At 59.1% G+C, this 22,593-nt stretch carries 23 protein-coding genes and 6 tRNA genes; 15 read left to right on the top strand and 14 right to left on the bottom strand.

All coding sequences use genetic code 11. The features are described from left to right. Positions 1-59: 59 nt before the first annotated feature. The 3 genes from DU490_RS07660 to msrB all read right to left on the bottom strand — a co-directional run bounded on the left by DU490_RS07660 (position 60) and on the right by msrB (position 2,827). Positions 60-1,292 (bottom strand): pyridoxal phosphate-dependent aminotransferase, encoded by a 1,233-nt coding sequence (locus DU490_RS07660; protein WP_114573729.1) that lies wholly within the window; start codon positions 1,290-1,292, stop codon positions 60-62. 99 nt (positions 1,293-1,391) lie between these two features. Beyond that, entirely contained in the window at positions 1,392-2,351 is a 960-nt protein-coding gene (gene ylqF / locus DU490_RS07665) for a ribosome biogenesis GTPase YlqF (RefSeq protein WP_114573730.1), read from the bottom strand. 74 nt (positions 2,352-2,425) lie between these two features. Beyond that, positions 2,426-2,827: a peptide-methionine (R)-S-oxide reductase MsrB gene (gene msrB, locus DU490_RS07670; RefSeq protein ID WP_114573731.1), complete on the bottom strand. Its 402-nt coding sequence runs from the start codon at positions 2,825-2,827 to the stop codon at positions 2,426-2,428. Between the two features lie 185 nt (positions 2,828-3,012). On the opposite strand from msrB, the gene DU490_RS07675 reads away from it, so the two are divergent. The 8 genes from DU490_RS07675 to queF all read left to right on the top strand — a co-directional run bounded on the left by DU490_RS07675 (position 3,013) and on the right by queF (position 6,338). Beyond that, positions 3,013-3,088 (top strand) — tRNA-Glu (locus tag DU490_RS07675). Positions 3,089-3,112: 24 nt separating this feature from the next. Then, positions 3,113-3,187, top strand: a tRNA-Gly gene (locus DU490_RS07680). A gap of 33 nt (positions 3,188-3,220) precedes the next feature. Further along, positions 3,221-3,296: transfer RNA gene (locus DU490_RS07685), tRNA-Glu, on the top strand. Between the two features lie 68 nt (positions 3,297-3,364). Then, positions 3,365-3,439 (top strand) — tRNA-Gly (locus DU490_RS07690). Positions 3,440-3,444: 5 nt separating this feature from the next. Beyond that, positions 3,445-3,520, top strand: a tRNA-Glu gene (locus DU490_RS07695). A gap of 249 nt (positions 3,521-3,769) precedes the next feature. Then, positions 3,770-4,732, top strand: coding sequence for an ABC transporter ATP-binding protein (locus tag DU490_RS07700; protein WP_114573732.1), 963 nt, complete (start codon positions 3,770-3,772; stop codon positions 4,730-4,732). Next, complete coding sequence (locus DU490_RS07705) at positions 4,729-5,502, top strand: ABC transporter permease (protein WP_114573733.1); 774 nt, start codon at positions 4,729-4,731, stop codon at positions 5,500-5,502. Before DU490_RS07700 ends, DU490_RS07705 begins: the two co-directional genes overlap by 4 nt. Further along, entirely contained in the window at positions 5,502-6,338 is an 837-nt protein-coding gene (gene queF, locus DU490_RS07710; protein ID WP_114573734.1) for an NADPH-dependent 7-cyano-7-deazaguanine reductase QueF, read from the top strand. Before DU490_RS07705 ends, queF begins: the two co-directional genes overlap by 1 nt. 104 nt (positions 6,339-6,442) lie before the next feature. Here queF and DU490_RS07715 read toward each other — a convergent pair whose 3' ends face one another. Beyond that, positions 6,443-7,567, bottom strand: a complete 1,125-nt coding sequence (locus DU490_RS07715) for an RNA-guided endonuclease TnpB family protein (RefSeq protein WP_114573735.1) — start codon at positions 7,565-7,567, stop codon at positions 6,443-6,445. A 431-nt stretch (positions 7,568-7,998) separates the two neighbouring features. Here DU490_RS07715 and DU490_RS07720 point away from each other — a divergent pair, with 431 nt between their 5' ends. The 3 genes from DU490_RS07720 to DU490_RS07730 all read left to right on the top strand — a co-directional run bounded on the left by DU490_RS07720 (position 7,999) and on the right by DU490_RS07730 (position 9,260). Continuing rightward, complete coding sequence (locus tag DU490_RS07720) at positions 7,999-8,559, top strand: nitroreductase (RefSeq protein WP_114573736.1); 561 nt, start codon at positions 7,999-8,001, stop codon at positions 8,557-8,559. A 4-nt stretch (positions 8,560-8,563) separates the two neighbouring features. Then, positions 8,564-9,067, top strand: a complete 504-nt coding sequence (locus tag DU490_RS07725; protein ID WP_114573737.1) for a YiiD C-terminal domain-containing protein — start codon at positions 8,564-8,566, stop codon at positions 9,065-9,067. Positions 9,068-9,172: 105 nt separating this feature from the next. Continuing rightward, positions 9,173-9,260: transfer RNA gene (locus DU490_RS07730), tRNA-Ser, on the top strand. A gap of 309 nt (positions 9,261-9,569) precedes the next feature. Here the strand turns inward: DU490_RS07730 and DU490_RS07735 are convergent. Both DU490_RS07735 and DU490_RS07740 read right to left on the bottom strand, forming a co-directional pair. Continuing rightward, positions 9,570-10,841 (bottom strand): Y-family DNA polymerase, encoded by a 1,272-nt coding sequence (locus DU490_RS07735; RefSeq protein WP_114573738.1) that lies wholly within the window; start codon positions 10,839-10,841, stop codon positions 9,570-9,572. Positions 10,842-10,843: 2 nt separating this feature from the next. Continuing rightward, positions 10,844-11,284, bottom strand: a complete 441-nt coding sequence (locus tag DU490_RS07740; protein ID WP_114573739.1) for a LexA family transcriptional regulator — start codon at positions 11,282-11,284, stop codon at positions 10,844-10,846. Between the two features lie 472 nt (positions 11,285-11,756). Between DU490_RS07740 and DU490_RS07745 the strand changes: the two genes are divergently transcribed. The 3 genes from DU490_RS07745 to DU490_RS07755 all read left to right on the top strand — a co-directional run bounded on the left by DU490_RS07745 (position 11,757) and on the right by DU490_RS07755 (position 16,185). Then, the gene (locus DU490_RS07745) at positions 11,757-13,490 is read left to right on the top strand and encodes an ATP-dependent endonuclease (RefSeq protein WP_114573740.1); all 1,734 of its coding nucleotides are present in this window, start codon (positions 11,757-11,759) and stop codon (positions 13,488-13,490) included. Further along, complete coding sequence (locus DU490_RS07750; protein WP_114573741.1) at positions 13,477-14,901, top strand: UvrD-helicase domain-containing protein; 1,425 nt, start codon at positions 13,477-13,479, stop codon at positions 14,899-14,901. The genes DU490_RS07745 and DU490_RS07750 overlap by 14 nt, the downstream gene beginning before the upstream one ends. A 297-nt stretch (positions 14,902-15,198) precedes the next feature. Then, positions 15,199-16,185 carry a calcium/sodium antiporter gene (locus DU490_RS07755; protein WP_114573742.1) on the top strand — a complete coding sequence of 329 codons (987 nt, stop codon included), beginning with the start codon at positions 15,199-15,201 and terminating at the stop codon, positions 16,183-16,185. A gap of 249 nt (positions 16,186-16,434) precedes the next feature. Here DU490_RS07755 and DU490_RS17620 read toward each other — a convergent pair whose 3' ends face one another. From DU490_RS17620 to DU490_RS07795, 8 genes are all read right to left on the bottom strand, one after another. After that, complete coding sequence (locus DU490_RS17620; protein WP_404872839.1) at positions 16,435-16,587, bottom strand: JAB domain-containing protein; 153 nt, start codon at positions 16,585-16,587, stop codon at positions 16,435-16,437. Positions 16,588-16,637: 50 nt separating this feature from the next. Then, positions 16,638-16,964 (bottom strand): hypothetical protein, encoded by a 327-nt coding sequence (locus tag DU490_RS07765; RefSeq protein WP_114573744.1) that lies wholly within the window; start codon positions 16,962-16,964, stop codon positions 16,638-16,640. Between the two features lie 192 nt (positions 16,965-17,156). Then, on the bottom strand, positions 17,157-17,654 hold the full coding sequence (gene radC, locus DU490_RS07770) for a RadC family protein (RefSeq protein ID WP_114573745.1): 498 nt from the start codon (positions 17,652-17,654) through the stop codon (positions 17,157-17,159). A 10-nt stretch (positions 17,655-17,664) separates the two neighbouring features. Beyond that, on the bottom strand, positions 17,665-18,276 hold the full coding sequence (locus DU490_RS07775; RefSeq protein ID WP_114573746.1) for a lambda exonuclease family protein: 612 nt from the start codon (positions 18,274-18,276) through the stop codon (positions 17,665-17,667). 58 nt (positions 18,277-18,334) lie between these two features. Further along, entirely contained in the window at positions 18,335-19,096 is a 762-nt protein-coding gene (locus DU490_RS07780) for an ERF family protein (RefSeq protein ID WP_114573747.1), read from the bottom strand. Between the two features lie 10 nt (positions 19,097-19,106). Beyond that, the gene (locus DU490_RS07785) at positions 19,107-19,292 is read right to left on the bottom strand and encodes a hypothetical protein (RefSeq protein WP_114573748.1); all 186 of its coding nucleotides are present in this window, start codon (positions 19,290-19,292) and stop codon (positions 19,107-19,109) included. 78 nt (positions 19,293-19,370) lie between these two features. Further along, positions 19,371-20,339, bottom strand: a complete 969-nt coding sequence (locus DU490_RS07790; protein ID WP_114573749.1) for a DUF932 domain-containing protein — start codon at positions 20,337-20,339, stop codon at positions 19,371-19,373. A 106-nt stretch (positions 20,340-20,445) separates the two neighbouring features. Then, on the bottom strand, positions 20,446-20,778 hold the full coding sequence (locus DU490_RS07795) for a hypothetical protein (protein ID WP_114573750.1): 333 nt from the start codon (positions 20,776-20,778) through the stop codon (positions 20,446-20,448). A 537-nt stretch (positions 20,779-21,315) separates the two neighbouring features. On the opposite strand from DU490_RS07795, the gene DU490_RS07800 reads away from it, so the two are divergent. Further along, entirely contained in the window at positions 21,316-22,437 is a 1,122-nt protein-coding gene (locus DU490_RS07800; protein ID WP_114573751.1) for an inovirus-type Gp2 protein, read from the top strand. Positions 22,438-22,593: the final 156 nt, after the last annotated feature.

Raw genomic sequence — 22,593 nt, forward strand, 5'->3', positions numbered from 1 at the left:
TACGGCTGGTTAACCGAGGTTTCAAGCCTTTGTCGAAAATCCAGCCGTGTGCAGGTGGGCTATTGGCGATAGCGCGACAGGAAACGGGTGAAGCGGTCAAGAGCGTCGCCGAGCTGGTCCGCCCAAGGTAATGTAACGATGCGCACATGGTCCGGCTCCGGCCAGTTGAAGGCGGTGCCCTGTACCAGCAGTATCTTTTCTTGCAGCAGCAGGTCCAGCACCAGCTTCTGATCATCCACAATGGGATAGACCTTGGGGTCGAGCCTCGGAAAGGCGTAGAGCGCGCCCTTGGCCTTGGTGCAGGACACGCCCGGAATGGCGTTAAGTTTTTCATGGGTGATGTCGCGCTGGGCCAGCAGACGCCCGCCGGGTAGGATCAGGTCGTTGATCGACTGATAGCCGCCCAATGCCGTCTGGATGGCGTGTTGAGCCGGGACATTGGCGCACAGGCGCATCGAGGCGAGCATGTTGATGCCCTGGATGTAGTCCCTGGCACGCTGCATGGCCACGCTGCCGGAAAGGATCATCCAGCCGGAGCGGAAGCCGGCACAGCGATAGCTCTTCGACAGGCCATTCATGGTCACCACCAGCTGATCCTCGTCGGCGAGCGCTCCGGTGGAGACGTGCTCGGTGTCGTCGTAGAGGATCTTGTCGTAAATCTCGTCGGAGAAGACGACCAGGTCGTGCTCGCGGGCGATGTCAAGGAGTTCGCGCACTACGTCGGGCGGATAGACGGCGCCGGTGGGGTTGTTGGGATTGATGATCACTATGGCGCGGGTATGGCCGGTCACCTTGGCCCGCACATCGTCAATGTCCGGCGCCCAATCGGCCTGCTCGTCGCAGCGATAGTGTACTGCATGGCCGCCAGAGAGGTTCGCAGCGGCGGTCCACAGCGGGTAGTCGGGAGCGGGAATCAGCACTTCGTCGCCGTCGTTCAGAAGTGCCTGCAGTGCCATCACGATCAACTCGGACACACCATTACCGATGAAGATGTCCTCGATACCGACGCCGGGAATTTCCTTGCGCTGGCACTCCTGCATGATCGCCTTGCGCGCCGAGTAGAGTCCTTTGGAGTCGCAGTAGCCCTGGGCGGTGGGCAGGTTGCGCATCACGTCCTGGAGGATCTCTTCCGGTGCCTCGAAGCCGAACGGCGCCGGGTTGCCGATATTGAGCTTGAGGATGCGCTGGCCCTCATCTTCCAGCCGCTTGGCATGCTCGAGCACTGGGCCGCGGATGTCGTAGCAGACGTTGGCGAGCTTGTGCGATTTCCTGAAAAGGGAGGGCGTGTCCATGAGGTATCCGAATTCCAGTGGTGTCCAGTGGCTGTACGAGCGGCCGGGCCGTCGGGCAGCGCCGTTGATTATGCGGGCTCGCTGTCGTTGCCGCTATTGTTATCCTGGGGGGGCCGCTTCTGCCTGTGGTTCTGCTTCTGCTTCGGTGGGAGGCGGAATGTCGGCTGGGGTCTCCAGGGTCAGGCGCCCCAGCTTGCCGTCTCGCAGCTCATGGAGTAGCACCTCGGCACCACGATGCAGGTCCACCTCGCCGCCAGCACGCAGGCCGCCACGGCGGCTGGCGATATCGCGCAGGATGGCGTGGCCATCGTAGCCGGCCAGTGCCAACAGGTCGATTCGCTGAGGGCCGTCGGCCTCGACCCGGTCGGCATCAGGGTTGGGCGCGTAGCCGGGCAGTTCGACGAGCTTGTAGCGTGACCTGAGCGCGTCGGGATAGCGCCTGGCCATCTCGGCGGCGGTGACCACGGCGACGTCGACATAGTCGATGGCGGTATCGCGAATGGCGCCAGTGGCGGCAAGTCGATAGGCGCTGGCCTGGTCCTCGATCTTCGGCCAAAGCACCCCGGGTGTGTCGATGAGTGCCACCCGGCCGGTAATGCGCACCTTCTGCTGGCGCTTGGTCACGGCGGGCTCATTGCCGGTCTTGGCGATGCTGCGTCCGGCCAGACCATTGATCAGGGTCGATTTACCCACGTTGGGGATGCCCATGACCATGACCCGAACGTCGCGGTCGGCGCGGATCTGGCCGGCCAGCTCATGGCACAGCTTGGGGATGCGCTTGAGCTCACGGGCATTGGTGGTGGTTACTGCCAGGGCGCGTGTATCAGGCTGGGCATCGAAGTAGGCCACCCACTCTCGCGTGCGCTCCGGGTCGGCGAGATCGGCCCGCGACAAAATCTTCAGCACCGGCGTATGGCGGATGAGGCCGGCGAGCATAGGGTTGGCGCTGGAGTAAGGCAGGCGGGCGTCGAGGACCTCGATCGCTACGTCGATTTCCGGCAGCGCCTCCTGGATCTGGCGGCGCGCCTTGTTCATGTGTCCCGGATACCAGCCGAGCATTGCACCACTCCCGCAAACCGATGGAAAAAGGCCGCCCATCATAGCAGAAGGGCGACCCCGGCAGTGCAGGCTACTTACTCTCCCGGGTGAAAGGTGATCGCCACGGAGTTGATACAATAGCGCAGCCCCGTGGACTCCGGCGGGCCATCGGGGAAGACATGTCCCAGATGCGCGTCGCAGTGGGAGCAGACTACCTCGGTGCGCTGCATGCCATGGGCATCGTCCGGCTTCTCTTCTACGGCGGACTTGCCCAATGGCCGGTCGAAGCTCGGCCAGCCACAGCCGGCGTCGAACTTGTGTTCATTCTCGAACAGCGGTGCATGACAACAGACACAGTGGTAGATGCCGTGCTCGTCGCTGACCCGATGATCGCCGGAAAAGGGCGGCTCTGTACCTTTCTCCCGGGTTACCCGGTACTGCTCGGGGCTGAGCTGTTCACGCCATTCGGCCTCGCTCTTATCGATCTTTCTGCGCATGGCATCTCTCCTCCTGGGGGTGGTACTTTCCATCATGCCATCCATTTCGGGCCTGGCCAGCATGGCTTACATGAGACAACGGATGGGCCTGCGATTTCCATCTCCGGGGCGTTCAAGGTCGACGGTTGACAGCCCCGAGGCGCTTGAGTAAGATTCGCGCCACCTCGTTGAAGCGAGACGGCTGCGTCCCATTCGTCTAGTGGTCCAGGACACCGCCCTTTCACGGCGGGAACAGGGGTTCGAACCCCCTATGGGACGCCACTCGTTTTCTTCAGGTACCGGAATGCGGGAATAGCTCAGTGGTAGAGCATCGCCTTGCCAAGGCGAGGGTCGGGAGTTCGAATCTCCTTTCCCGCTCCAAGTTTTTTGAAAGTCGTTTTTGGAAGTCATTGCGTCCCATTCGTCTAGTGGTCCAGGACACCGCCCTTTCACGGCGGGAACAGGGGTTCGAACCCCCTATGGGACGCCACTCTTCCAGTATGCATTGCCGATAGCATAGACTGTGAGAACAGACTGTAAGAATAGACTGTTAGATAAGCGGGAATAGCTCAGTGGTAGAGCATCGCCTTGCCAAGGCGAGGGTCGGGAGTTCGAATCTCCTTTCCCGCTCCAGATAAGTCCCATTCGTCTAGTGGCCTAGGACACCGCCCTTTCACGGCGGGAACAGGGGTTCGAACCCCCTATGGGACGCCAATTAGTTTGACCTGTCCAGGCGACTTCGATAAGCGGTAATAGCTCAGTGGTAGAGCATCGCCTTGCCAACCAAAGGCTCCCCCTCGATTTCGATTACCTTGCCCATGGGCGAGGCCGTTTGCGTTTTTCCTGGTCGCGACTTGAAAAGCTCCTTCGCGCCCTAATGTCTTGAACTCGCTGTCTGTCCCAACACAAGCTATCCCAACACAAGCTATCCCAACACAAGCTATCCCAACACAAGGATGTCTCATGGCCGAACCGGCGCTGTCGATTCGTGGCCTGACCAAGGTCTACGGCAACGGCTTTCACGCCCTGAAGGGAATCGATCTCGACGTCGAGCAGGGTGACTTCTTTGCCATGCTAGGCCCCAACGGTGCCGGCAAGTCCACCACCCTCGGCATCGTCTGTTCACTGGTGCAGAAGAGCGCCGGCAAGGTATCGATCTTTGGCATCGACATCGACCGAGACTTTGCCAAGGCCAAGTATCACATGGGCGTGGTGCCGCAGGAGTTCAACTTCAACCAGTTCGAGCAGGTGATCGACATTGTGCTGGCCCAGGCGGGCTACTTCGGCATGTCGCGACGCGAGGCCCTGCCAAGGGCCGAGCGGTTGCTCAGGGATCTTGGCCTCTGGGACAAGCGCAACGGTAACGCCCGCATGCTCTCCGGTGGGATGAAGCGCCGCCTGATGATTGCCCGCGCCTTGATGCATCGGCCCAAGCTGTTGATTCTCGATGAGCCCACCGCTGGCGTCGATATCGAGCTGCGTCGCAGCATGTGGGAGTACATGCGTCGCATCAATCGCGAAGAGGGCACGACCATCATCCTGACCACCCATTATCTCGAGGAGGCGGAGAGTCTCTGTCGCAACGTGGCGATCATCAATCACGGCGAGATCATCCGTAACACCAGCGTGCGCGGGCTGCTCGCCGAGCTCGACACCGAGACTTTCCTGCTCGACCTGGCCCACCCGGTGAGCGATGTGCCGGCCATCGATGGCTTCGAGGTGCGCCAGGTAGATGCAGCCCAGCTGGCTGTTGCGGTCCATCGAGGCCAGCGCCTGAACGATGTCTTCACGGCGCTGAGTGAGCGAGACATCCAGGTGGTTTCCATGCGCAACCGTGCCAACCGGCTCGAGGAGATGTTCGTTACCATGGTCGAGCAGGGCAACGAGGAAAAGGCCGAAGCCGAGCGCGGGGAGAGCCGTTCATGAATTCGATCCAGACTGCCATCGCCCTGTTGACCCTGGTGCACAAGGAGATCAAGCGCTTCACTCGGATCTGGCCGCAGACGCTGCTGCCGCCCTCGATCACCATGACCATGTACTTCATCATCTTCGGCAACCTGATCGGACCGCGCATCGGTGAGATGGACGGCTTCAGCTACATGGACTTCATCGTCCCCGGGCTGATCATGATGGCAGTGATCACCAACAGCTACTCCAACGTGGCATCGAGCTTCTTCTCCAACAAGTTCCAGCGCTCCATCGAGGAGATGATGGTCTCGCCCATGCCCAACTGGGTGATCCTGGCCGGCTTCGTGTTCGGCGGCATGGCACGCGGCTTGGGAGTGGGGCTCATCGTCACCATCGTGTCGCTGTTCTTCACCCGCATCAGTGTGGCACACCCGTTCCTGACCGTGGCGGTGGTGGTGCTGACCGCCGCGCTGTTCTCCATCGGCGGTTTCATCAACGCTCTGCTGGGGAAGAAGTTCGACGACATTTCGATCGTGCCGACCTTCATCCTGACACCGCTGACCTACCTGGGCGGGGTCTTCTACTCGATCTCGCTGTTGCCGTCCTTCTGGCAGGGCGTGTCGATGCTCAACCCGATTCTGTATATGGTCAACGTGTTCCGCTACGGTTTTCTGGGTGTCTCCGACATTCCGGTGGGCTGGGCGCTGGCCGCTATCGTCACCTTCATCGTGGTACTGTTCGCCATCGCCCTGTGGATGCTTGAAAGCGGCAAAGGAATTCGCAGCTGATGACACATCATCGTCCCGACACCCTCGAGCATGCCCCGCTGGGGCGCGAGTCCGCCTACCCCGAGCACTACGACGCCGGGCTGCTCTATCCCATTCCCCGCGCTGCCAACCGTGCGCCGCTGGGCATCGAGGAGGGCAGCCTGCCCTTTGTCGGCGAGGACGAATGGCATGCCTTCGAGGTTTCCTGGCTCAACGGGCGCGGCAAGCCAATTGTCGCCGTGGCACGCTTCAGCCTGCCGGCAGACTCGCCGAACCTGATCGAGTCCAAGTCCTGGAAGCTCTATCTCAACAGCTTCAACCAGACTCGCTTCAACAGCCGCGAGCAGGTGATCGATACCCTCGCGCGCGACTTGGCCCAGGCGGCCGGAGCACCGGTATCGGTCGAACTGTACTCTGTCGACGACGATGCGCTTGCCGTGCAGCACCTGCCGGGCGAGTGCCTCGACGGACTGGATATCGAGATAGAGAACTACACGCCCAGTGCCGAGCATCTGCAGGTGGCAGAGGAGGTCGTCGAGGAGACGCTATACTCGCATTTGCTCAAGTCCAACTGCCCGGTGACCGGCCAGCCCGACTGGGGCAGCGTGCTGGTCCGCTATCGTGGACCGAAGCTCGACCGTGAAGGCCTGCTGCGCTACCTGATTGGCTACCGCCAGCATCAGGATTTCCACGAACACTGCGTCGAGCACATCTTTACCGACCTCATGACCCGGGCGCGCCCGGAACGGCTGCTGGTGCTGGCGCGCTACGTGCGTCGCGGCGGGCTGGATATCTCTCCCTGGCGCGCCACCCCCGGCGAGAGGCCGCCCGAGCCGCTGCGGTTGGCACGACAATAGCAGCTTGGCTGACACTCCCCGCCCGCCGCGCTGCGCGCTTTGGGCGAGGGTTCCGGGTCGCCCCGTGAACCTTCCTGCTTCAACGCGCCTTCACTAGGCAGTGGCTAGGCCACTGCCCCCGCTCCGGTCGCTCCACAGGCTAACCCCGCCAGCCCGGCGGTTCTGATATTCTTCGCTGCATTGATGTCGCGGTCGATAGCTTGACCACAGCCCTCGCAGTGCCAGCGGCGTTGCGAGAGCGGCAGCTTTTCGACCTTGTGCCCGCAGCCGTGGCACGTTTTGCTGCTGGGCAGCCACTGGCTCACTTTCACCAGTTGTCGGCCCGCCCATTCCGCTTTGTACTCAAGCTGGCGCACGAACTCGCCCCAGCCGGCATCACTGATGGCCTTGGCCAGTGAGCGGTTCTTGACCATGCCGGTGATGTTCAGCGACTCGACACACAGCACTTGGTTTTCGTTGACGAGGGTACGGGTCGCTTTGTGGATGGCGTCGCGGCGACAATCCGCGATTTTGGCATACAGCCGCGCCACTTTCCGGCGCAGCTTGTTACGGTTGTTGGAGCCTTTCTGTTTTTTGGCCAGTTGGCGCTGCAGGTGCGCCAGCCTGGCCTCATGGCGCTTGAGGTGGCGCGGATTGCCCGATTTCACGCCCTCGCTGGTGATGAACAGGTCGGTCAGGCCCAGATCAATCCCCGTCATTTTGGGCGTCACCGGCAGAACCTTCGGCGTGAACTCGCAAAGACAGCTGATGAAGTAGCGACCAGCGTGGTCTTGCGAGATCGTGATACTTGAGGGCGCACAGGGCAGCGGGCGGCTCCATCGGATCGGCAATGGCACCTTCGACTTGGCGATGGTGATTTCGCCATCCCGATAGCGGAAAGCGGCTTTGGTTAGTCGGATAGACTGTCGGCTATCCTTGCGCTTGAAACGCGGATAGCGAGCCTTGAGCTTGGGGTTAAAGAAGTTGTCGAAGGCCGCTTTCTGGTCGCGCAGGGTTTGTTGCAGAATGACGCTGGAAACATCGCCCAGCCATGGATATTCCGCCTTGAGTACGACCAGCCGCTTTTCCGCTGCCGAGTGCGATACCGACTGCCCATGCTGCTGATACGCCTCGGTACGATACGCCAGTGTATTGTTCCAGACAAAACGTGCGCAACCGAACGACTTTGCCAGGAGCAAAGCCTGCTCGGGCGTGGGATAGAACCGCTCTTTATACGCTCGTTTTGCCATACTGGAAAAATATCAGGGGTTCTGAGTTGTTTCAAGATAAGCACCGCTACGCGGTGCGCGCTTATATCACCGCCCGATTGGGCGATGCTTTACGCGCAATTTGGTAAAGTGCTCTAGGCTTCGTCTGAAAAGTCGGCGAGCGAAGGTCAGGGCTAGGCCCGTTCCCTACGGGCCAACGCACTTCCCACATCCATGTGGGTCGCAAGGCAAAAATTGGCGACAAATCGGCAGGAAAGCCGATCTGGGCAGTTCCGCTGCTCAAAGAGCGAGCGACATGGATGTCGCGAGTCCAAAGCGGAGTTTACGGGGTGTAAATGAGTACTTTGAGCTGATTTTTAACGCCGTATGGCCAAGCGCAGGCACTTTTCGGACAAAGCCTAGATTCGAACCGGTAACCGACGGGCTAATGCGCCGCCGATGAGGAGAGCATCATGGATGCGATGACGCTGCTGCATGAACGCAGCTCCATGGGCAAGCTGATGGGGCCGCCGCCTGGCCCCGAGCAGCTTGAAGCGATCTATCGGGCCGCACTGCGGGCACCCGATCACAAGGAATTGCGACCCTGGCGCTTCATCGAGTTTTCGGGAGAAGGGCTCGACCGCCTGGGCGAGCTGTTCGCCGAAGCCGAGTTCCGCGAGGACCCGGATGTCGACGATGCGACCCTGGATGCCGTGCGCAAGAAGCCGCATCGGGCCCCCATGATCATCGCTGTGGTGGCCAAGGTGACACCGGATATTCCCAAGGTGCCGAAGATCGAGCAGGTGGTCTCGGCCGGCTGTGCCGGCCACGGCATCCTGCTGGCGGCCCACGCCCTGGGATTGGGGGCCATGTGGCGCAGCGGCAAGTACGCCTTCGACCCCACCGTGCGCAAGGGGCTCGGTCTGGAAGAGGACGACGAGCTGATCGCCTTCATCTACCTGGGACAGCTCGGCGGGCGCCACAGACCCGTTCCCGAACACCGGCTCAGCGACTTCGTCGAACGCTGGACCTGACACGATGCGCAAAGTCGGCATACCCCATCCACGCCTGCCGCTGCCCGAATCCGGCCAGCGGGACGACCTGAAGGCCTTCCTCGCCTGGCTCGGAGATGCGATCCCCTTGGTCGAACACCTGGGCATTCGCGAGATGCGTTGGGAAGGGGAGAGCCTGGTGTGGGCACTCTCGCTGGCACCCAACCTCAACGACAAGGGCACCGGCTTCGGTGGGGGGCTGACCGCCCAGACCACGCTGCTGGGCTGGTGCTGGACCACGCTCTGGCTGCGCGAGCATGGGCTTGCCCGCGACGTCGTCGTGGCCGAGGCCACACAGCGCTTCCTGGCGCCGGTGATCGGCGACTACCGCATGACCTGCGCGCCTGAATCGCCGCAAGGGCCCGATAGCCTGGCGGCGCAGTTGCAGAGCCGTGGGCGAGGGCGGATCAGTCTGGCCCAGCAGCTCTGGTGCGGCGACACGCTTTGCCTGGAAGCGCGCGGCCACTACGCCGTTCTGGCCGGCGTTTGAGCCGGGGAAAGCCGAAAACTGGCTTGCATACGCGCACTTAAGCCGTTAGTATTTGCGCCGTTCTGACGTACAAGGCACAGCCGAAGGGCGTGAGGACCGCAATGTGGAGGGGTGTCCGAGTGGTCGAAGGAGCACGCCTGGAAAGTGTGTAAGTCGCAAGGCTTCGAGGGTTCGAATCCCTCCCCCTCCGCCACTGAATATGAATAAGCCGCTGAAATCAGCGGCTTTTTCTTTGCCAGAAAGTTTTTGACCCACACTTTGACCCACACCCTTGTGCTGGCTTTCCCTGAATCGAGCTGGAGCCTCTCGGACAATCCAGCTGCGCCTGACAGACTTCGAGAGCCCGTTCCCGCCTTGATTTCTGCCTTCTGCATTGAGCGCCTTCTTTCTGGAGGAGGCTGCTTCCTTTCTGCAAACCACCACTTCCACTCTGCAGGGCCTGCCCCATCCGGTCTCGCATAGGGCCGTTAGCTACAGCGCCTTTGATGATCAGCGTAGGGCTTCAGCTTATCTTGGGTATCTCTTCCCAGCGCGTAGTCCAGCGCGGCGTTCGATGGGCACAGCGCAAGTGCCAGGCGGCACCGGGGCTGGGGGTACCTAACTTCACCGTGCCACGGCCCATCTTCTTGTTCAGTTCATCCAGCGTTGCCATCAGCTTGTGGCTGCGTTCGCGTTCGGCCCCGCTTTGTGGGGTATCAAGTAGCGAGAGTTGCTGGCGATTGGCGTCGATGAGGTCGAGCAGCATGACGCCGGCTTTCATGAACCGGTAGTGGGGCCGGTAGATCTCCTCGAGGGCGTGGCTGGCCGCGTGGAGTATCTCTCGGCTGTCGTCGGTGGGGTGCGCGAGCTCGACGACGATGCTGGGAGAGTACTGGGGCAGGTCTGGCCGGTGGCGGTTGGTCTTGAGAAAGACCATCACGGCGCGGGCGAGGCTGTCTTGGCTGCGGAGTTTCTCGGCGCTGCGCTGACCGTGCTGGCGAATGGCTTCATGGATCTCGGCTTTGCTCTCGGTCAGGCGGCCGAATGAGCGCGAGGTCATGATGCGTTGGCGGCCCTCGCTAGGGTCGTTCATATCGATGGCGGGCTTGCCCTGTAGCTCGATCACGGTGCGCTCGAGGGTGGTGCTGAACTTGCGCTTGATGGCTTTGTGGTCCTGCTGGGCGAGGTCCCAGGCGGTGCGCAGGCCCATGACGGCGAGGCGCTCGCGCAGGCGGCCGCCGACGCCCCAGATATCATCGAGAGGGGTGCGCTGCAAGATGCCTTTGAGTTCGGCGCTGCCGGCGTTGAGCACACAGACGCCGCCGTAGCCGTCGATTTTCTTGGCGGCGCGGTTGGCGAGCTTGGCCAGGGTGCGGGTGGGCGCGACGCCGACGCAGACGGGAATGCCGGTGTACTGGCGCACCTTGTGGTGGAGTTCCCGGGCGTGCTCGAGCAGGGCGGCGGGGGTGAAACCGTGGAAGTGCGCGAACATCTCGTCGATGGAGTAGGGCTCGACCTCGGGGGTGTACTCCTCAAGGACCGATTGCACGCGGCGGCTCATGTCGCCGTAGAGCTCGTAGTTAGATGAGACAAGGTGAATCTGCCCGCTGCGCACCAGTTGTTGCAGCTGGAAAGCGGGTGCACCCATCTTGACCAGCGGTTTGATCTCGTTGCTGCGGGCGATGACGCAGCCGTCGTTGTTGGACATGACGCCTACGGGGCGGCCGTCGAGGCGTGGGTTGAACACGCGCTCGCAGCTCACGTAGAAGTTGTTGCAGTCGATCAGACCGATCATGGCTACACCTGAAATTCGTGGATGACGGAGCGGACCACGCCCCACACCTGGCAGTCGAGGTCGGTGAGGGCGACGGGCTGGTAGCGCGGGTTGCCCGAGCAGAGGTAGGGGCGGTTGCCGATCTGCTGGTAGCGCTTGATGGTAATCTCACCCTCGACCAGGGCGACCAGGATGTGGCCGGGGCGCGGGTCGAGGGAGCGATCGACAACCAGAGTGTCGCCATCGTGGATGCCGAAGGCTTCCATGCTGTCGCCGGTGACGCCCATGAAAAAGGTGCTGGCCGGGCGCTTGATGAGGTGCTCGTTGAGGTCGAGCGTGCGGCCCTCGTAGTCCTGCGCGGGGCTGGGAAAGCCCGACAGCCCGGCGCGGCCGAGGGCTAGTGGGTACGGTAGTGCCAACAGTGGCGGCGCGGGGTGGGCGCGATAGGGGGTATTGGGTTGCATGGAAGAGTGCCTCTCACTGAATGCTGTCTCTATATACAGTATCAGCTGTGGCACGGCTCCTGCCAAGGCCTGCCTTTCACGGTTGCTCGCTGAGCATGGGCAAGCTAGTGATGAAAGTGCTAGGCTGACGGAACATTAGAATACCAAGATTAGATGCCATGATCGAAACACCGAACGCTTCAGGTGGGATGTCGCTTCACGACCCAAAGCGGACATTCGACAGAATCAACATACTCGTTTAATCGTTTTATTCAGGCCAAGGCATAATAGTTTCGTATATCGTGACAAATAATAATATTTATTAATACCATTTAAGTGAGGATGCCAAATAGGAATATTTAACGCGAACGCTCGATTCTGTGATTGGCTTCATAGAAAAGCTGACGTTAAAGGGCGTCTGACAAGTAACCTTGCTTGTCTTAGGCAGCTTGTCGCCGTATTGAGATATTTAACAGGCTAATTGGGAGGAAGCATGACGCGCATCCGTCGCCTTGAAATTCGCAATTTTCGCTCAATACAGACGCTCGATTGGACACCGTCCAACGGCGTGAACTGCCTTATTGGCCCGGGTGACAGCGGCAAGTCGACCATCCTCGATGCCATCAATCTGTGCCTAGGCGCGCGTAGGAGCATGTCTTTTGCCGATACTGACTTCTTCGGCCTGGACGTTACCCGCCCCGTCGTGATTGCGGTCACGCTCGGTGCACTACCTGACACGCTGAAGAACATCGACATCTACGGAGAGTTTCTTCGAGGATTCGATCTTGGCACCGGGCAGCTTGAAGACGAACCACGTGCAGGTTTCGAAACCGTTTTGACGCTTAAGCTGGAGGTCAATGCCGACCTCGAGCCGAGTTGGACGCTCTATTCCGAGCGAGCCGCCCACCAGCAACTGGAACGGTCTCTGGCCTGGAAGGACCGAAACCTGCTAGTTCCAGCTCGAATCGGTACCTATGCACATTCAAACCTTTCTTGGGCTAAGGGTTCTGTGTTGAACCGGCTTACGGAAGAACAGACAGACCTCGGGTCGGAGCTCGTCGGCGCGGCACGCGCCGCCCGGGCCACCTTTGGTGTACAAGCTGGTCCTCAACTCGCCCAGACCCTGCAAATGGTTACTCAGACAGCTACCAGCTTGGGCGTAGCCGTCGGCGCGAACGCCCAGGCGTTACTTGATGCTCACTCGGTGTCAATTGGCGATAGTGCTATCGCGCTTCACAGCGAGGCTGGTATTCCTCTGCGCTCGCTGGGCACCGGGTCGGGGCGTCTCCTCGTTGCGGGGTTGCAAAGAGCCGCAGCGGCGGCCGCGACCGTCGCACTCGTAGACGAAGTTGAGTACGGCCTGGAACCGCATCGGCTCATGCGATTGCTAGATTCTCTCGGTGCTAAGGATGCAGCGGAGCCGCTGCAGGTCTTTATGACAACCCATTCACCGGTCACGCTCAGAGAACTCGCTGGAAATCAGCTTTTCGTTGTGCGCCAGCGCTCGGGCATTCACACGGCTACAAGCCCCGGTAAAGACAATGGCATGCAAGGCACACTGCGCAAGGCGGCCGAGGCATTCTTGTCCAAGTCCATTATCGTCTGTGAAGGCGCTAGCGAGGTTGGATTCGCCCGGGGAATGGACCAGTGGTGGTCCCAATGTGGTGCTACTTCATTCCTTGCTCTTGGAGGCTCATACGTGGACGCAGGCGGGGGAAGTCCCGATCAATGCTTCACACGAGGGGAAATATTCCTCAAGCTGGGCTATCGCGTCTTAGTCTTCGTCGATGGGGATAAGCCTGTGTCAACTGACGGTCTTATCGATAGATTCGTTGCGTCTGGCGGTCAGTACATCATGTGGCGAGACGGCTTGGCACTCGAGGATGAGCTGTTCCTCCATTTAAGCGATGACGCGGTAGAGGCTTTGCTGAATAAAGCGGATGAGATGGTTGGTCGTGAGCTCATGGCTGAGCACATTAAGTCGAAGTCTAGCGGAAAAGTCACATTAGATAGCATGGAGGCCGAACGACTGATAGACGGATATACGCCTGAGAATCGAAGATTACTCGGGCTTGCCGCTCGCAATAATAAGAACGGATGGTTCAAGTCAGTGAGCGGTTTCCAAGAAATAGCTAAAGACGTCGTCGGCCCCAATATTTCGCAGACAGAACCGGGTTTTAAAGAAATTACGGACCAGCTCTGGAGGTGGATGAGTGCCGCCACTTGAAATTGACATCTTTCAAACGCACTTAGGCTCCGTCACCGCCCCAGCCGGATGTGGTAAGACTCAGCTTATAGTAGACACGCTGAGTCAGCACGCCGACAACAAACCAGTCTTAGTATTGACGCACACAAATGCTGGAGTCAACGCTCTACGCATTAGGCTCCAGCGTGGCGGTGTCAGGAGTTCAGCGTACAAGGTGTCGACCATAGATGGTTTAGCGATGGGGTTAGCGGCCAAGTTTCCGCTCCGCACAGACCTCAGCGCGCGCGTTCTCGAACTAGCCAACCCGAACGCCGACTATCCTGCCATACGAGGTGCCGTGTACGGCCTGCTTCAGGCCGATCACATCAGAGATCCCATAGCCTCGACATATTCGCGCTTGCTGGTCGACGAGTACCAGGACTGCAACACTTCGCAGCATGCCATAGTTTGTTCCATCGCACGGGTATTGCCAACCTGCATCCTTGGTGACCCGATGCAGGCAATATTTGGCTTCCGCGATCCACTTGTTCATTGGGAGCGGGAAGTTCAGGCTGCGTTCCCACCAATCGGTGCACTGCAAACTCCTTGGCGTTGGCGACTCGCAGGCACGGGTGCCCTGGGTGACTGGCTTCTCGGAGCCCGCACAACACTGTTGTCTGGTCAGCCTTTGGATCTGCGTGAAGCACCAGAGGAAGTCCAATGGGTTCAATTAAACCAAGGTATGGAACTACAGCAGCGACTAATAGCTGCCCGGACAGAAGCGCCAAACCGTGACGGTCGCGTTCTCATAATTGGCGACTCCATTAATGTTAATGGTCGCCATCAACTCACAATGCAGACGCCGGGCGCCACTTCCGTCGAGGCGGTCGACCTGAAAGACCTAGTGAACTTTGCCCGCCAGTTTGATTTGGATAGCCCCAGCGCGCTGCGGCAAATTGTCAAATTTGCGTCTTCACTAATGACCGGAGTGGGGGCTGCAAACTTACTCACACGAGTTGAAACGATACGAGGCGGCCGAGCCCGCACGCCCGCGACGCCTGCTGAAGCCGCAGCAGTGGCGTTCATGGCGGCTCCCAGCTACACGTCCTCAATCGATATGCTACAGTCTCTTGCGGACCAACGCGGTGCGCGTGTCTACCGACCCGAAGTGCTGCACTGCTGTATCGCAGCGCTGAGAGCAGCCGGGAGCGAAGGTGGGTTCATTGGTGCGGCGATTCAGGCTCGCGAGCGAAACCGCCATTTGGGTCGGCCGTTGGGCCGACGTGCCGTTGGAAGTACGCTTCTTCTGAAAGGGCTGGAGGCTGACGTTGCGGTCATTCTTGAGCCAGAGCGCATGACTGCGCAACACCTCTATGTTGCTCTCACTCGAGGCGCAAGGCGAGTCGTGGTCTGCTCGTCGACGCCTTTTCTAACGCCCGTCGCGGACCGTTAGCGAAAGCTCATTCAACAACTAAACTCTCCCTTTCAACAATGACGTTTGGGACCTCAGCGACCATGCGAAGCTCCAAATCAGACGATCGCTACCGGACGCCAAGCTTCTACTCTCGCTGCAAAATTCACATCAGTTTTTTTGATTAGGGATGGCTGCTTCTGGCCGAAAGTGGAAGGTTCGCCTATGCTTGATGCAAGGCAATTTTCTGCTTACGACGCAAAAATGAGATTCAGGAAAAGGCAGCAGGCATGGTAATTGCTGTTAGTTATTTCATGAAAATTCAGAAATTTCTTATTAATGCCGAGGCTGGAGGCTAAAACTTTGTTGAACCTGCTGCTTGTCGCGATCGGGGTTTTGCTTCTGACAGGTGGCGGTGAGGCACTTATCAGAGGTTCTCTGGCTGCTGCAAATCGACTGGGGATTTCACCTTTGCTCAGCGGGCTTCTGATTGTTGGTTTCGGTACGTCTGCTCCAGAGTTGGTTGTTTCAATCGAAGCGGCTTTGAGTGAGCGGCCAGACATCGCAATCGGTAACGTTGTGGGGAGCAATATTGGCAATATATTGCTGATTCTAGGTTTGTGCGCGCTGATAACGCCGCTTGCCGTTAAGCCGCTGGTGTTGCGGCGTGATGGCGTCACTGTTGTCGCGGCTAGCATTTTGTTTCTTGTTCTTGTCGGTGGGGATGCCTTGGAAAGGTCTGACGCTGCCATATTCCTTTTTGCGCTAGCCGCTTATCTGGTCTGGGCTTATTTGACTGAACGGTCCGGTGAAATTCCTTCCGCAGAGTTACACAGAGCTGAAGGGAAGGAGATGACTTCGTTGCCAAAAACTACGCTATGGATAGCCATAGCGATTGTGTTGGGTTTGGGGCTCTTAATCGCGGGATCGCAAGTTCTGCTAAAGGGAGCTGTGGGAATAGCCGAATCATTTCGTGTCTCAGAGGCTGTAATAGGCCTGACCCTTGTTGCGGTTGGTACGTCCCTGCCCGAGCTTTCCATCTCAGTAATCGCGGCATTACGGCGGCATGCCGATGTTGCTATTGGAAATATTCTGGGAAGCAACACTTTCAATCTCCTGGGAATACTCGGCATTTCCGCGTTCCTGCAGCCTCTTCCAGTCCATGAGCGAATCTTGCAGTTTGATCAGTGGGTCATGCTGGGAACGTCGCTGATTCTGTTGATTTTTTTATACACAGGGAGTCGCCTTAGCAGGCTCGAAGGTGGGTTGCTCATGCTCGGTTACGTAGTGTATGTTGGTTTAAGTTTTACGATATTCAGTTCATAAGCTTCTAGCGTAAAAGGCTTATTCACGTCAAGTTCAGCGTATTTTCCGCGTTTTGGATTCGGCTAAACTACTAAGCTGCATGTTTTGGCGACGATATATGAGGTGTAGCCGAACGTCCGCTCTTGGTCGTAACTTTTTACTAGCAAAAAAATAAAATGGACACGCGCTCACCGGTCCCGCCCTGAAGGCGGCACCGGTTTATGTCGTAATGCGGGCAATTCGATGCCGCAACCCCGCATAGGGTTAATATCACTCGCTTTCCACCACGATGCGGTCCATGATACGCACCTCCACCAGTCTCTGTGCTTCCCCGAGACGCTGGGTGACGGACCGATCATTGTCGTTTGGCTCCGGATCACCGAGTGTTGACCATAGTCCTTTCCAATACACGGGATTCTTCACAGTCTGATGCTGAAAGCAGAGAAGGTGCGTGTAGATGTAGCCCGTTGTTTCTAAACGACAACAGGGTTGAACTGTATTGGTGATCGAAATTGGTCTAGCGGGATGTCAATTCCCGCTTTAATCATAAGCTCTCTCAATTTAACCTCCTCCCTGAAGCTTTCATCATACTGGTACTGAATCATCCCATTTGTATGTAGTTTTTCTAATAATTTCTGGTCTTCATCTTTTTCCTGTGGTTCGTAGAGGTCAAGCGCAGCGTTATGTGCATCTTCTTCTTCCGCTGCACAAATCATCGAATCCTCCTCTTCCAACTCAATTTGCTCAGGAGTTAGTTCATCATTAAGCTCACGCGACAGACTTTCAGCTTCACTTGGCATATAGCCTCCTATGTCAATTAATGTCTCTGCGTGGAGCTATGATACTGACAAAAGAGGCTATATAAAGCATTTTTTTACTGCTGGTTTGAAAAACACTTCATTGGACAGTAATGGACAAAAAAATAAATCGATATGCCGATGCTGCCCCCATGGGGGCAGCATCGAGGCTATGTCGTGGTATCTAACTCAACTCTACAGATATCCCCGCTCTGCAAACGTCTCGCAGCCTTCGCTCCCCACCACGATGTGGTCGATCACTCGCACCTCGACCAGTCCCAGCGCGTCCTTCAGCCGTTGCGTGATGCGCCTGTCGGCATCACTGGGCTCGGGGTCGCCACTAGGGTGGTTGTGGACCAGGATCACCGCCGCGGCATTGTTGGCCAGTGCCTGCTTGACCACCTCACGGGGGTAGACGCTGGCCGAGTCGATGGTGCCGCGAAAGAGCTCTTCGAAGCTGATCACGCGGTGCTGGCTGTCAAGGAAGATGGCACTGAACACCTCGTGCTCGTAGTCCTGCAGCAGGATCTGCAGGTACTCGAACGCCAGCGCTGGCTGGGTGATCTTGCGTCCCCTGGCCAGACGACGACGGGCGAAAGCCTTGGCGATGCTCAGGAGTTCCGCTTCGGTCACCGTGTCGGTGATGCGATAAGTGCCGGCGGTCTCGCCGGCACTCAGCTTGCGATGGTTCATGATTGACTCCTCAGGCCGCCATCACTTGCGCAGTGCGGCGCTCCATTTCTTCGTAGAACGCCTCGACCCGCTCGGCGATGGTGCTGATCAGCGCCTCGTCCCGATAGGCGCGCTTCACGAACAGCGGCATACCCGGCCAGTAGCTGACGAAGTCGATCCATTCCCGTTCGCTGACCCACAGGCCTCCCTGGCACTGGGCCACATGCTCCTGGGGCAGTTCTCCCTCGAGCAGTAGCTCGATCTGGTACTTGGGCAGTTTGGTCTTGATCTCGGCCAGCCCCTGGCTGTCCACCAGGCAGTCGGGGGAGTAGCCCACCCCGTGGTTGAGGATGATGCCGACCTGCTCCAGTCGGGGCAGGCCAGTGGTTTCCTGGTAGAGCTCGCGGGCCACCGGTTCCAGTTCGTGGCCACGCTGAGTATGGGTATTGCCCTGGAAGGCATCACTGGGCTCGCCGGTGATGCGCTCGCCGATCAGCTGATGCATATAGCTGATGGCGCCAGTACCGAAGCCTGCCGGCCCCTTGCCCTTGACCAGCAGAGTCTTCAGCTCTGACATGGTGACGATACCGAGGCGTGCGGCATGCCACTCGGGCGTGCCCTGTTCCAGTGTCAGGATCTGCATGACGATCTCCTTGGGTGACATGACGGCATAGCGGCGAGGGTAGTCCCTCGCCGATGACTCAGTGACGTTGGTGATTGGGCAGGGCTCGCTTCTGCAGGGAGGCGCGTAGCTTGTCGAAATCGCTGCGGGGGACCCGCTCGACCTCGCCGTACTTGCCGACGAACCACTCCTGGGTAGTGACGGGACAGGCGGTGATGAGCTGCTTGAGCAGGCTGGCCTGGAACGGCGTGACCACCTTCACCGGCGGTGCTGCAGCATGACCGTTGTCGTCATGACCGCGGGTGGTGATGTTGAGCAGCGCGCACAGTACGTAGCGCTTGCCGTAGCTGGTGGAGGAGCCGAAGGCCTGTACGGCATTCTTGTTGCCGCTGACGTCCGCCGGCAGCAGCATGCTGGTCTCCTCGCGGTGGCCCCCCTGGTGCATCAGCACGCCGGTCACCTGGATACCGCGCTCCTGGGTCTGGATACGGAAGCTCACCGCGAAGCCGTGGCGCTGCATGATCGGGCGCACGGTGTCGACGATATCCTCCAAGGTGGCGTAGGCGCCGTTGTTGCCCTGGCCTCGTTCGGTAATGCTCGGGAGTTCTGTCTGCATCGCCGCCATGGCGGCGCTATAGGCCATCAGCGCCTGGCGATCGAGCACGCGCTCCTGCATCTGCAGCAGGCGCTCCATCTTGTCGATATCGACCTCGGGGTTGAGGGCAGCACGCTCGATCACCTGGATGATCGCGGTGCTCTCCTGCAACGGCTGGGCCGTCGACACTTGGCCGTTATGCCCAGATCCCTTGGATGAATGCGTTGGTTGGGTAGTGGTCGCCATGATGACCTCCTTACACATAGTGATTGATGATCTCGTGGAGCTGCTCGGCCGGGACCGGCTCCAGCGACACGACCACGCGGTAGACCCGGCCCTCGGCCAGCACGTGGGTATGGGTTTCACGTTCATTGGCCCCCAGCAGCTGGCGAGTCAGCTGGGTCAGGGCGCGGCAGATCTCGAATGACAATCGCGATGACATGAGTCCTCCAGACACAGAAACGCCCGGCCTTGGTGGGGGCCGGGCGCTATGCCGTGATGGGAATGAAATGAATGAAGATCAGGCGACCAGCGCCATGGCCGATGCCAGGGCCTTGTCTTTGAGGCTCGCGCCTTGACCGAACCAGGCGGAATCCATGCGGTAGTCGTTGCTGCGTGCGCGCTTCTCGTGGTCGACGTACTCGGTGATGGCGTTGAGCAGGCCCCAGGCGGTGCCTTGGGCCGTGCAGAGCTGCGAGCCCCGCCCTTCGCCGTGGTAGAGCTTTTGGACGCGGTTGAGCGCCCTGACGTTGGGCAGCTTGGAGGGATCGTCTAGCGGTTCCTCAGCGTTGCAGATGACAGACTGGAAATAGCTCTTGATCTCCTCCTGGCTCACCTTGCGCTCGGCCAGGGTCTTCATGCGGTACATGAAATCGTCCCACTGGGATACCGAGATACCCAGCTGCTGCTTGACCCGCTGCGGGTTGAACTCGGTGCTGTGCGGTACTTTCACTCCCTGCGCCATGCCGTCCACGGCGATGGTCAGGGTGTTGTTGCATACCACCCGTACCGACGTGGGCGTCGCCACCGTTGCCAGGGAGCCGTCACAGGACGTGGCCAGCAAGAGGTAGGCGTTGACCTGATCCTGCCCCTTCAAGGCCGTGCCCAGGCCGCTGCGGGCCAGCGCCCAGAACTTGCGGCCTCCCTTGAGCACCCCGGCGGTCTCCAGCTCATAACCGGCGTACTCGGTCAGGTCGCGGTAGAACTCCAGCACCTCCTCCGGCTGGACGACCTTGTAGCGCTGGGAGACCACCGACAGCGGTGCCCGGGTATCCGAGCGATAGAGCACCTTCTGTTCCGGGAAGGAGTGGATGCTGCCCAGGTGCCCGGCGCCATCGGCGATGAAGCGCACCGGGGATGCCTCGATGTGCCAGTCCATGCCGGCCTGCTGCCGCCAGACCTCCAGCGGTTGATGACGCGACAGCTGCTGCCCCAGGCCATGCCAAGGGGTGTCGCCGACGTAAGCCATTTGTTCGATCAGATGTGCCATGGATATAGCTCCTTGAAATGTTGTGAACACGGCATAGCAGCCCGCCACCGAAGGGCAGCGGGCCATGCTCGCGAGAGTTGAGGGAAAACAGGGATGAGCGTAGGGATCAGTCCGCCACGGGGCGGAAACTGTGACCGCAATCGCCGCACTGATGGTTGTCGAGCACCTTGTCGTCAAGCTGTGCGCCGAGACGTGCGCCGGTGACGCCGCCAGCGGCACAGCCAATTAGGCCGCCCAGCACGGCACCGGTAATGCTACCGACACTGATACCAACAGGACCGGCCATTGCCCCCACGATGGCGCCGGTCTTGGCACCGCTGAGGGCTCCAGCCGATCCTGAAGCCATTCCGGCGGCAGCGCCGGTAACACCGCACACCTTGCGGCCGTGGTGTCGGGACATGACGTGATGTGAGCCACAGCTTGGGCAGCTTGTGGACATGGCAGTAGCTCCTTGATGAACGCTGAGAACCCAGTCGTCTGGGGCTTCATCGTGGTAGTACAGGGCTGAGATTTTTTTGAATCGAATCAGTGAGCAGGCAGCCCAGTGGTGCACCTTGTCTACGACACTAACTTTTTCAATGGCTTAACCGGCAAATCCCTGGCATTCATTGGGCAGCGGTTCGTCAATCCCCGGCTATGCCCTCTCTGAGCGGGATATGGCATTTGGCTTTGTATGTTATTAGATATAATCATGGGTTCTATAAGGGGTAATCAATAGCTCTACAGACAATGGGCTCACGTAGTAAGAGCCCAATAGGCAGCATCAAAGAGACACCATAGGTTGGGAGGGGAGATCCCCAAAAGGATCAAATCGACCTTCCAGTCTTGGACAGCATCACGCAGCCAGCGAGACCTCGAAGTGGTCAGGCCTCTTGGAGATGGCCTGCCACGTTTCCCGGCGGTGACGTAAATTTCTACATGCCTCGGCGATGGTACGAGCGAAACGCTCCAACACCATCAAGAGAGGCAATCCCCCATGTACGATGATGCTAACGACGATACCCTGAGCGAAGCGGAAATGCTGGCCATCTGCCAAGGCATGAGCAGCACCGTGCTGGAGACTTCCGCCTTAGGGCAGGAGATCGCCACGCTTTCCCACCACCTCTGGCGACAGGACTTGATCGAGGTGGATCGGCAGCTGAAAGGCTTGGCCATCACCGGTACGCTGCTGCAGAGTAAACGGCTGATTCTGCCAGATGGATACGGCAGTGATGTCGTGGTGCTGGCACCGGACGCTCTACTGGACACGCTGACCACGCTCTATACGGTGCTTCTGACGATGTTCCAGGAGACTGACATCGGTCAGCACTATCGGCCGAGCCCTCACGCCCAGCGTTTCCTTTGGGCGTTTGCGAGCTGTGCCTACCTGCGTGAGGCAGGATTCCATCAGCCACCGCCCATGAGCCGACAGGTAGCAGAGCAGACGGTCGTCGACCTCAATCAGAGACTGACGGCCTGGTACCAATGCATGAAGCAGCCGGACTTTGCCTACGAGTGCAACCGGAATCGCCGCAATAGCCGCAACAATTACCAGAGTCTCCGGGATCTAATGGATACCCTATTCGCCTGTCATAGCCGCCTGACGGTACTGCGAGTCGATCTGAGCTATACCGAGATGGATGGACCGTATATCAACTATGAGACGGCGCGCTACCATCGTGAACAGCTGTGCCGGATGTTTCACTCCCACGCGCTCTTTGATCACTTGATTGGCTATGCTTGGAAGCTTGAATGGCGTCCTCAGAAAGGATTTCATTACCATTTCCTGTTCTTCTTCGATGGGCATCAGGTACAGGAAGACATTATCCAGGCTCGGCTTATCGGCGAGCTTTGGGTGCGCTCGATCACAGGAGGACAAGGGCATTATTTCAACTGCAATCGCAATGCTGAGAACGTCTATCACTACAACGCCCTGGGGCGCATCGACTACCACGACTTCAAAAAGCAGCGCGGCCTGGACTACATCGCTCGCTACCTGACCAAGATCGATGAGTACGCCGCCATGCTGGTCACTGGTCGTACATTCCAGACCAGCCCAACGCCAACCTTGCCCGACGGACCACGCCCTGGTCGACCTAGGAAGTTCTCAGCCGCCTAGGCCGAGCATCAGCGTCGGCACGTCACACATCTGCCCGCTGACCATTCATCTTGATGGTTATTCGCTCATGGTATGAGTCGTCACGGCAGTCACGGGAATAAGCCGGTGATTCCGTCTTGCGGCGCCCAATGACGGGCTACTTTCTCCCCGCTTTTC

It is taken from the genome of Halomonas sp. DQ26W, assembly GCF_003339685.1.
Lineage (GTDB): Bacteria > Pseudomonadota > Gammaproteobacteria > Pseudomonadales > Halomonadaceae > Halomonas.

Bases quoted from the DNA above. Each gene is read 5' to 3' on its own strand.
- DU490_RS07755 (WP_114573742.1), top strand. From the start codon at position 15,199: ATGCCGAGGCTGGAGGCTAAAACTTTGTTGAACCTGCTGCTTGTCGCG.
- radC (WP_114573745.1), bottom strand. From the start codon at position 17,654: ATGAACCATCGCAAGCTGAGTGCCGGCGAGACCGCCGGCACTTATCGC.
- msrB (WP_114573731.1), bottom strand. From the start codon at position 2,827: ATGCGCAGAAAGATCGATAAGAGCGAGGCCGAATGGCGTGAACAGCTC.
- DU490_RS07735 (WP_114573738.1), bottom strand. From the start codon at position 10,841: ATGATCGGTCTGATCGACTGCAACAACTTCTACGTGAGCTGCGAGCGC.
- DU490_RS07780 (WP_114573747.1), bottom strand. From the start codon at position 19,096: ATGGCGACCACTACCCAACCAACGCATTCATCCAAGGGATCTGGGCAT.
- queF (WP_114573734.1), top strand. From the start codon at position 5,502: ATGACACATCATCGTCCCGACACCCTCGAGCATGCCCCGCTGGGGCGC.
- DU490_RS07725 (WP_114573737.1), top strand. From the start codon at position 8,564: ATGCGCAAAGTCGGCATACCCCATCCACGCCTGCCGCTGCCCGAATCC.
- DU490_RS07765 (WP_114573744.1), bottom strand. From the start codon at position 16,964: ATGCCAAGTGAAGCTGAAAGTCTGTCGCGTGAGCTTAATGATGAACTA.
- DU490_RS07800 (WP_114573751.1), top strand. From the start codon at position 21,316: ATGTACGATGATGCTAACGACGATACCCTGAGCGAAGCGGAAATGCTG.
- DU490_RS07795 (WP_114573750.1), bottom strand. From the start codon at position 20,778: ATGTCCACAAGCTGCCCAAGCTGTGGCTCACATCACGTCATGTCCCGA.
- DU490_RS07705 (WP_114573733.1), top strand. From the start codon at position 4,729: ATGAATTCGATCCAGACTGCCATCGCCCTGTTGACCCTGGTGCACAAG.
- DU490_RS07660 (WP_114573729.1), bottom strand. From the start codon at position 1,292: ATGGACACGCCCTCCCTTTTCAGGAAATCGCACAAGCTCGCCAACGTC.
- DU490_RS07785 (WP_114573748.1), bottom strand. From the start codon at position 19,292: ATGTCATCGCGATTGTCATTCGAGATCTGCCGCGCCCTGACCCAGCTG.
- DU490_RS07720 (WP_114573736.1), top strand. From the start codon at position 7,999: ATGGATGCGATGACGCTGCTGCATGAACGCAGCTCCATGGGCAAGCTG.
- DU490_RS07775 (WP_114573746.1), bottom strand. From the start codon at position 18,276: ATGCAGATCCTGACACTGGAACAGGGCACGCCCGAGTGGCATGCCGCA.
- DU490_RS07740 (WP_114573739.1), bottom strand. From the start codon at position 11,284: ATGCAACCCAATACCCCCTATCGCGCCCACCCCGCGCCGCCACTGTTG.
- DU490_RS07700 (WP_114573732.1), top strand. From the start codon at position 3,770: ATGGCCGAACCGGCGCTGTCGATTCGTGGCCTGACCAAGGTCTACGGC.
- DU490_RS07715 (WP_114573735.1), bottom strand. From the start codon at position 7,567: ATGGCAAAACGAGCGTATAAAGAGCGGTTCTATCCCACGCCCGAGCAG.
- DU490_RS07745 (WP_114573740.1), top strand. From the start codon at position 11,757: ATGACGCGCATCCGTCGCCTTGAAATTCGCAATTTTCGCTCAATACAG.
- DU490_RS07790 (WP_114573749.1), bottom strand. From the start codon at position 20,339: ATGGCACATCTGATCGAACAAATGGCTTACGTCGGCGACACCCCTTGG.
- ylqF (WP_114573730.1), bottom strand. From the start codon at position 2,351: ATGCTCGGCTGGTATCCGGGACACATGAACAAGGCGCGCCGCCAGATC.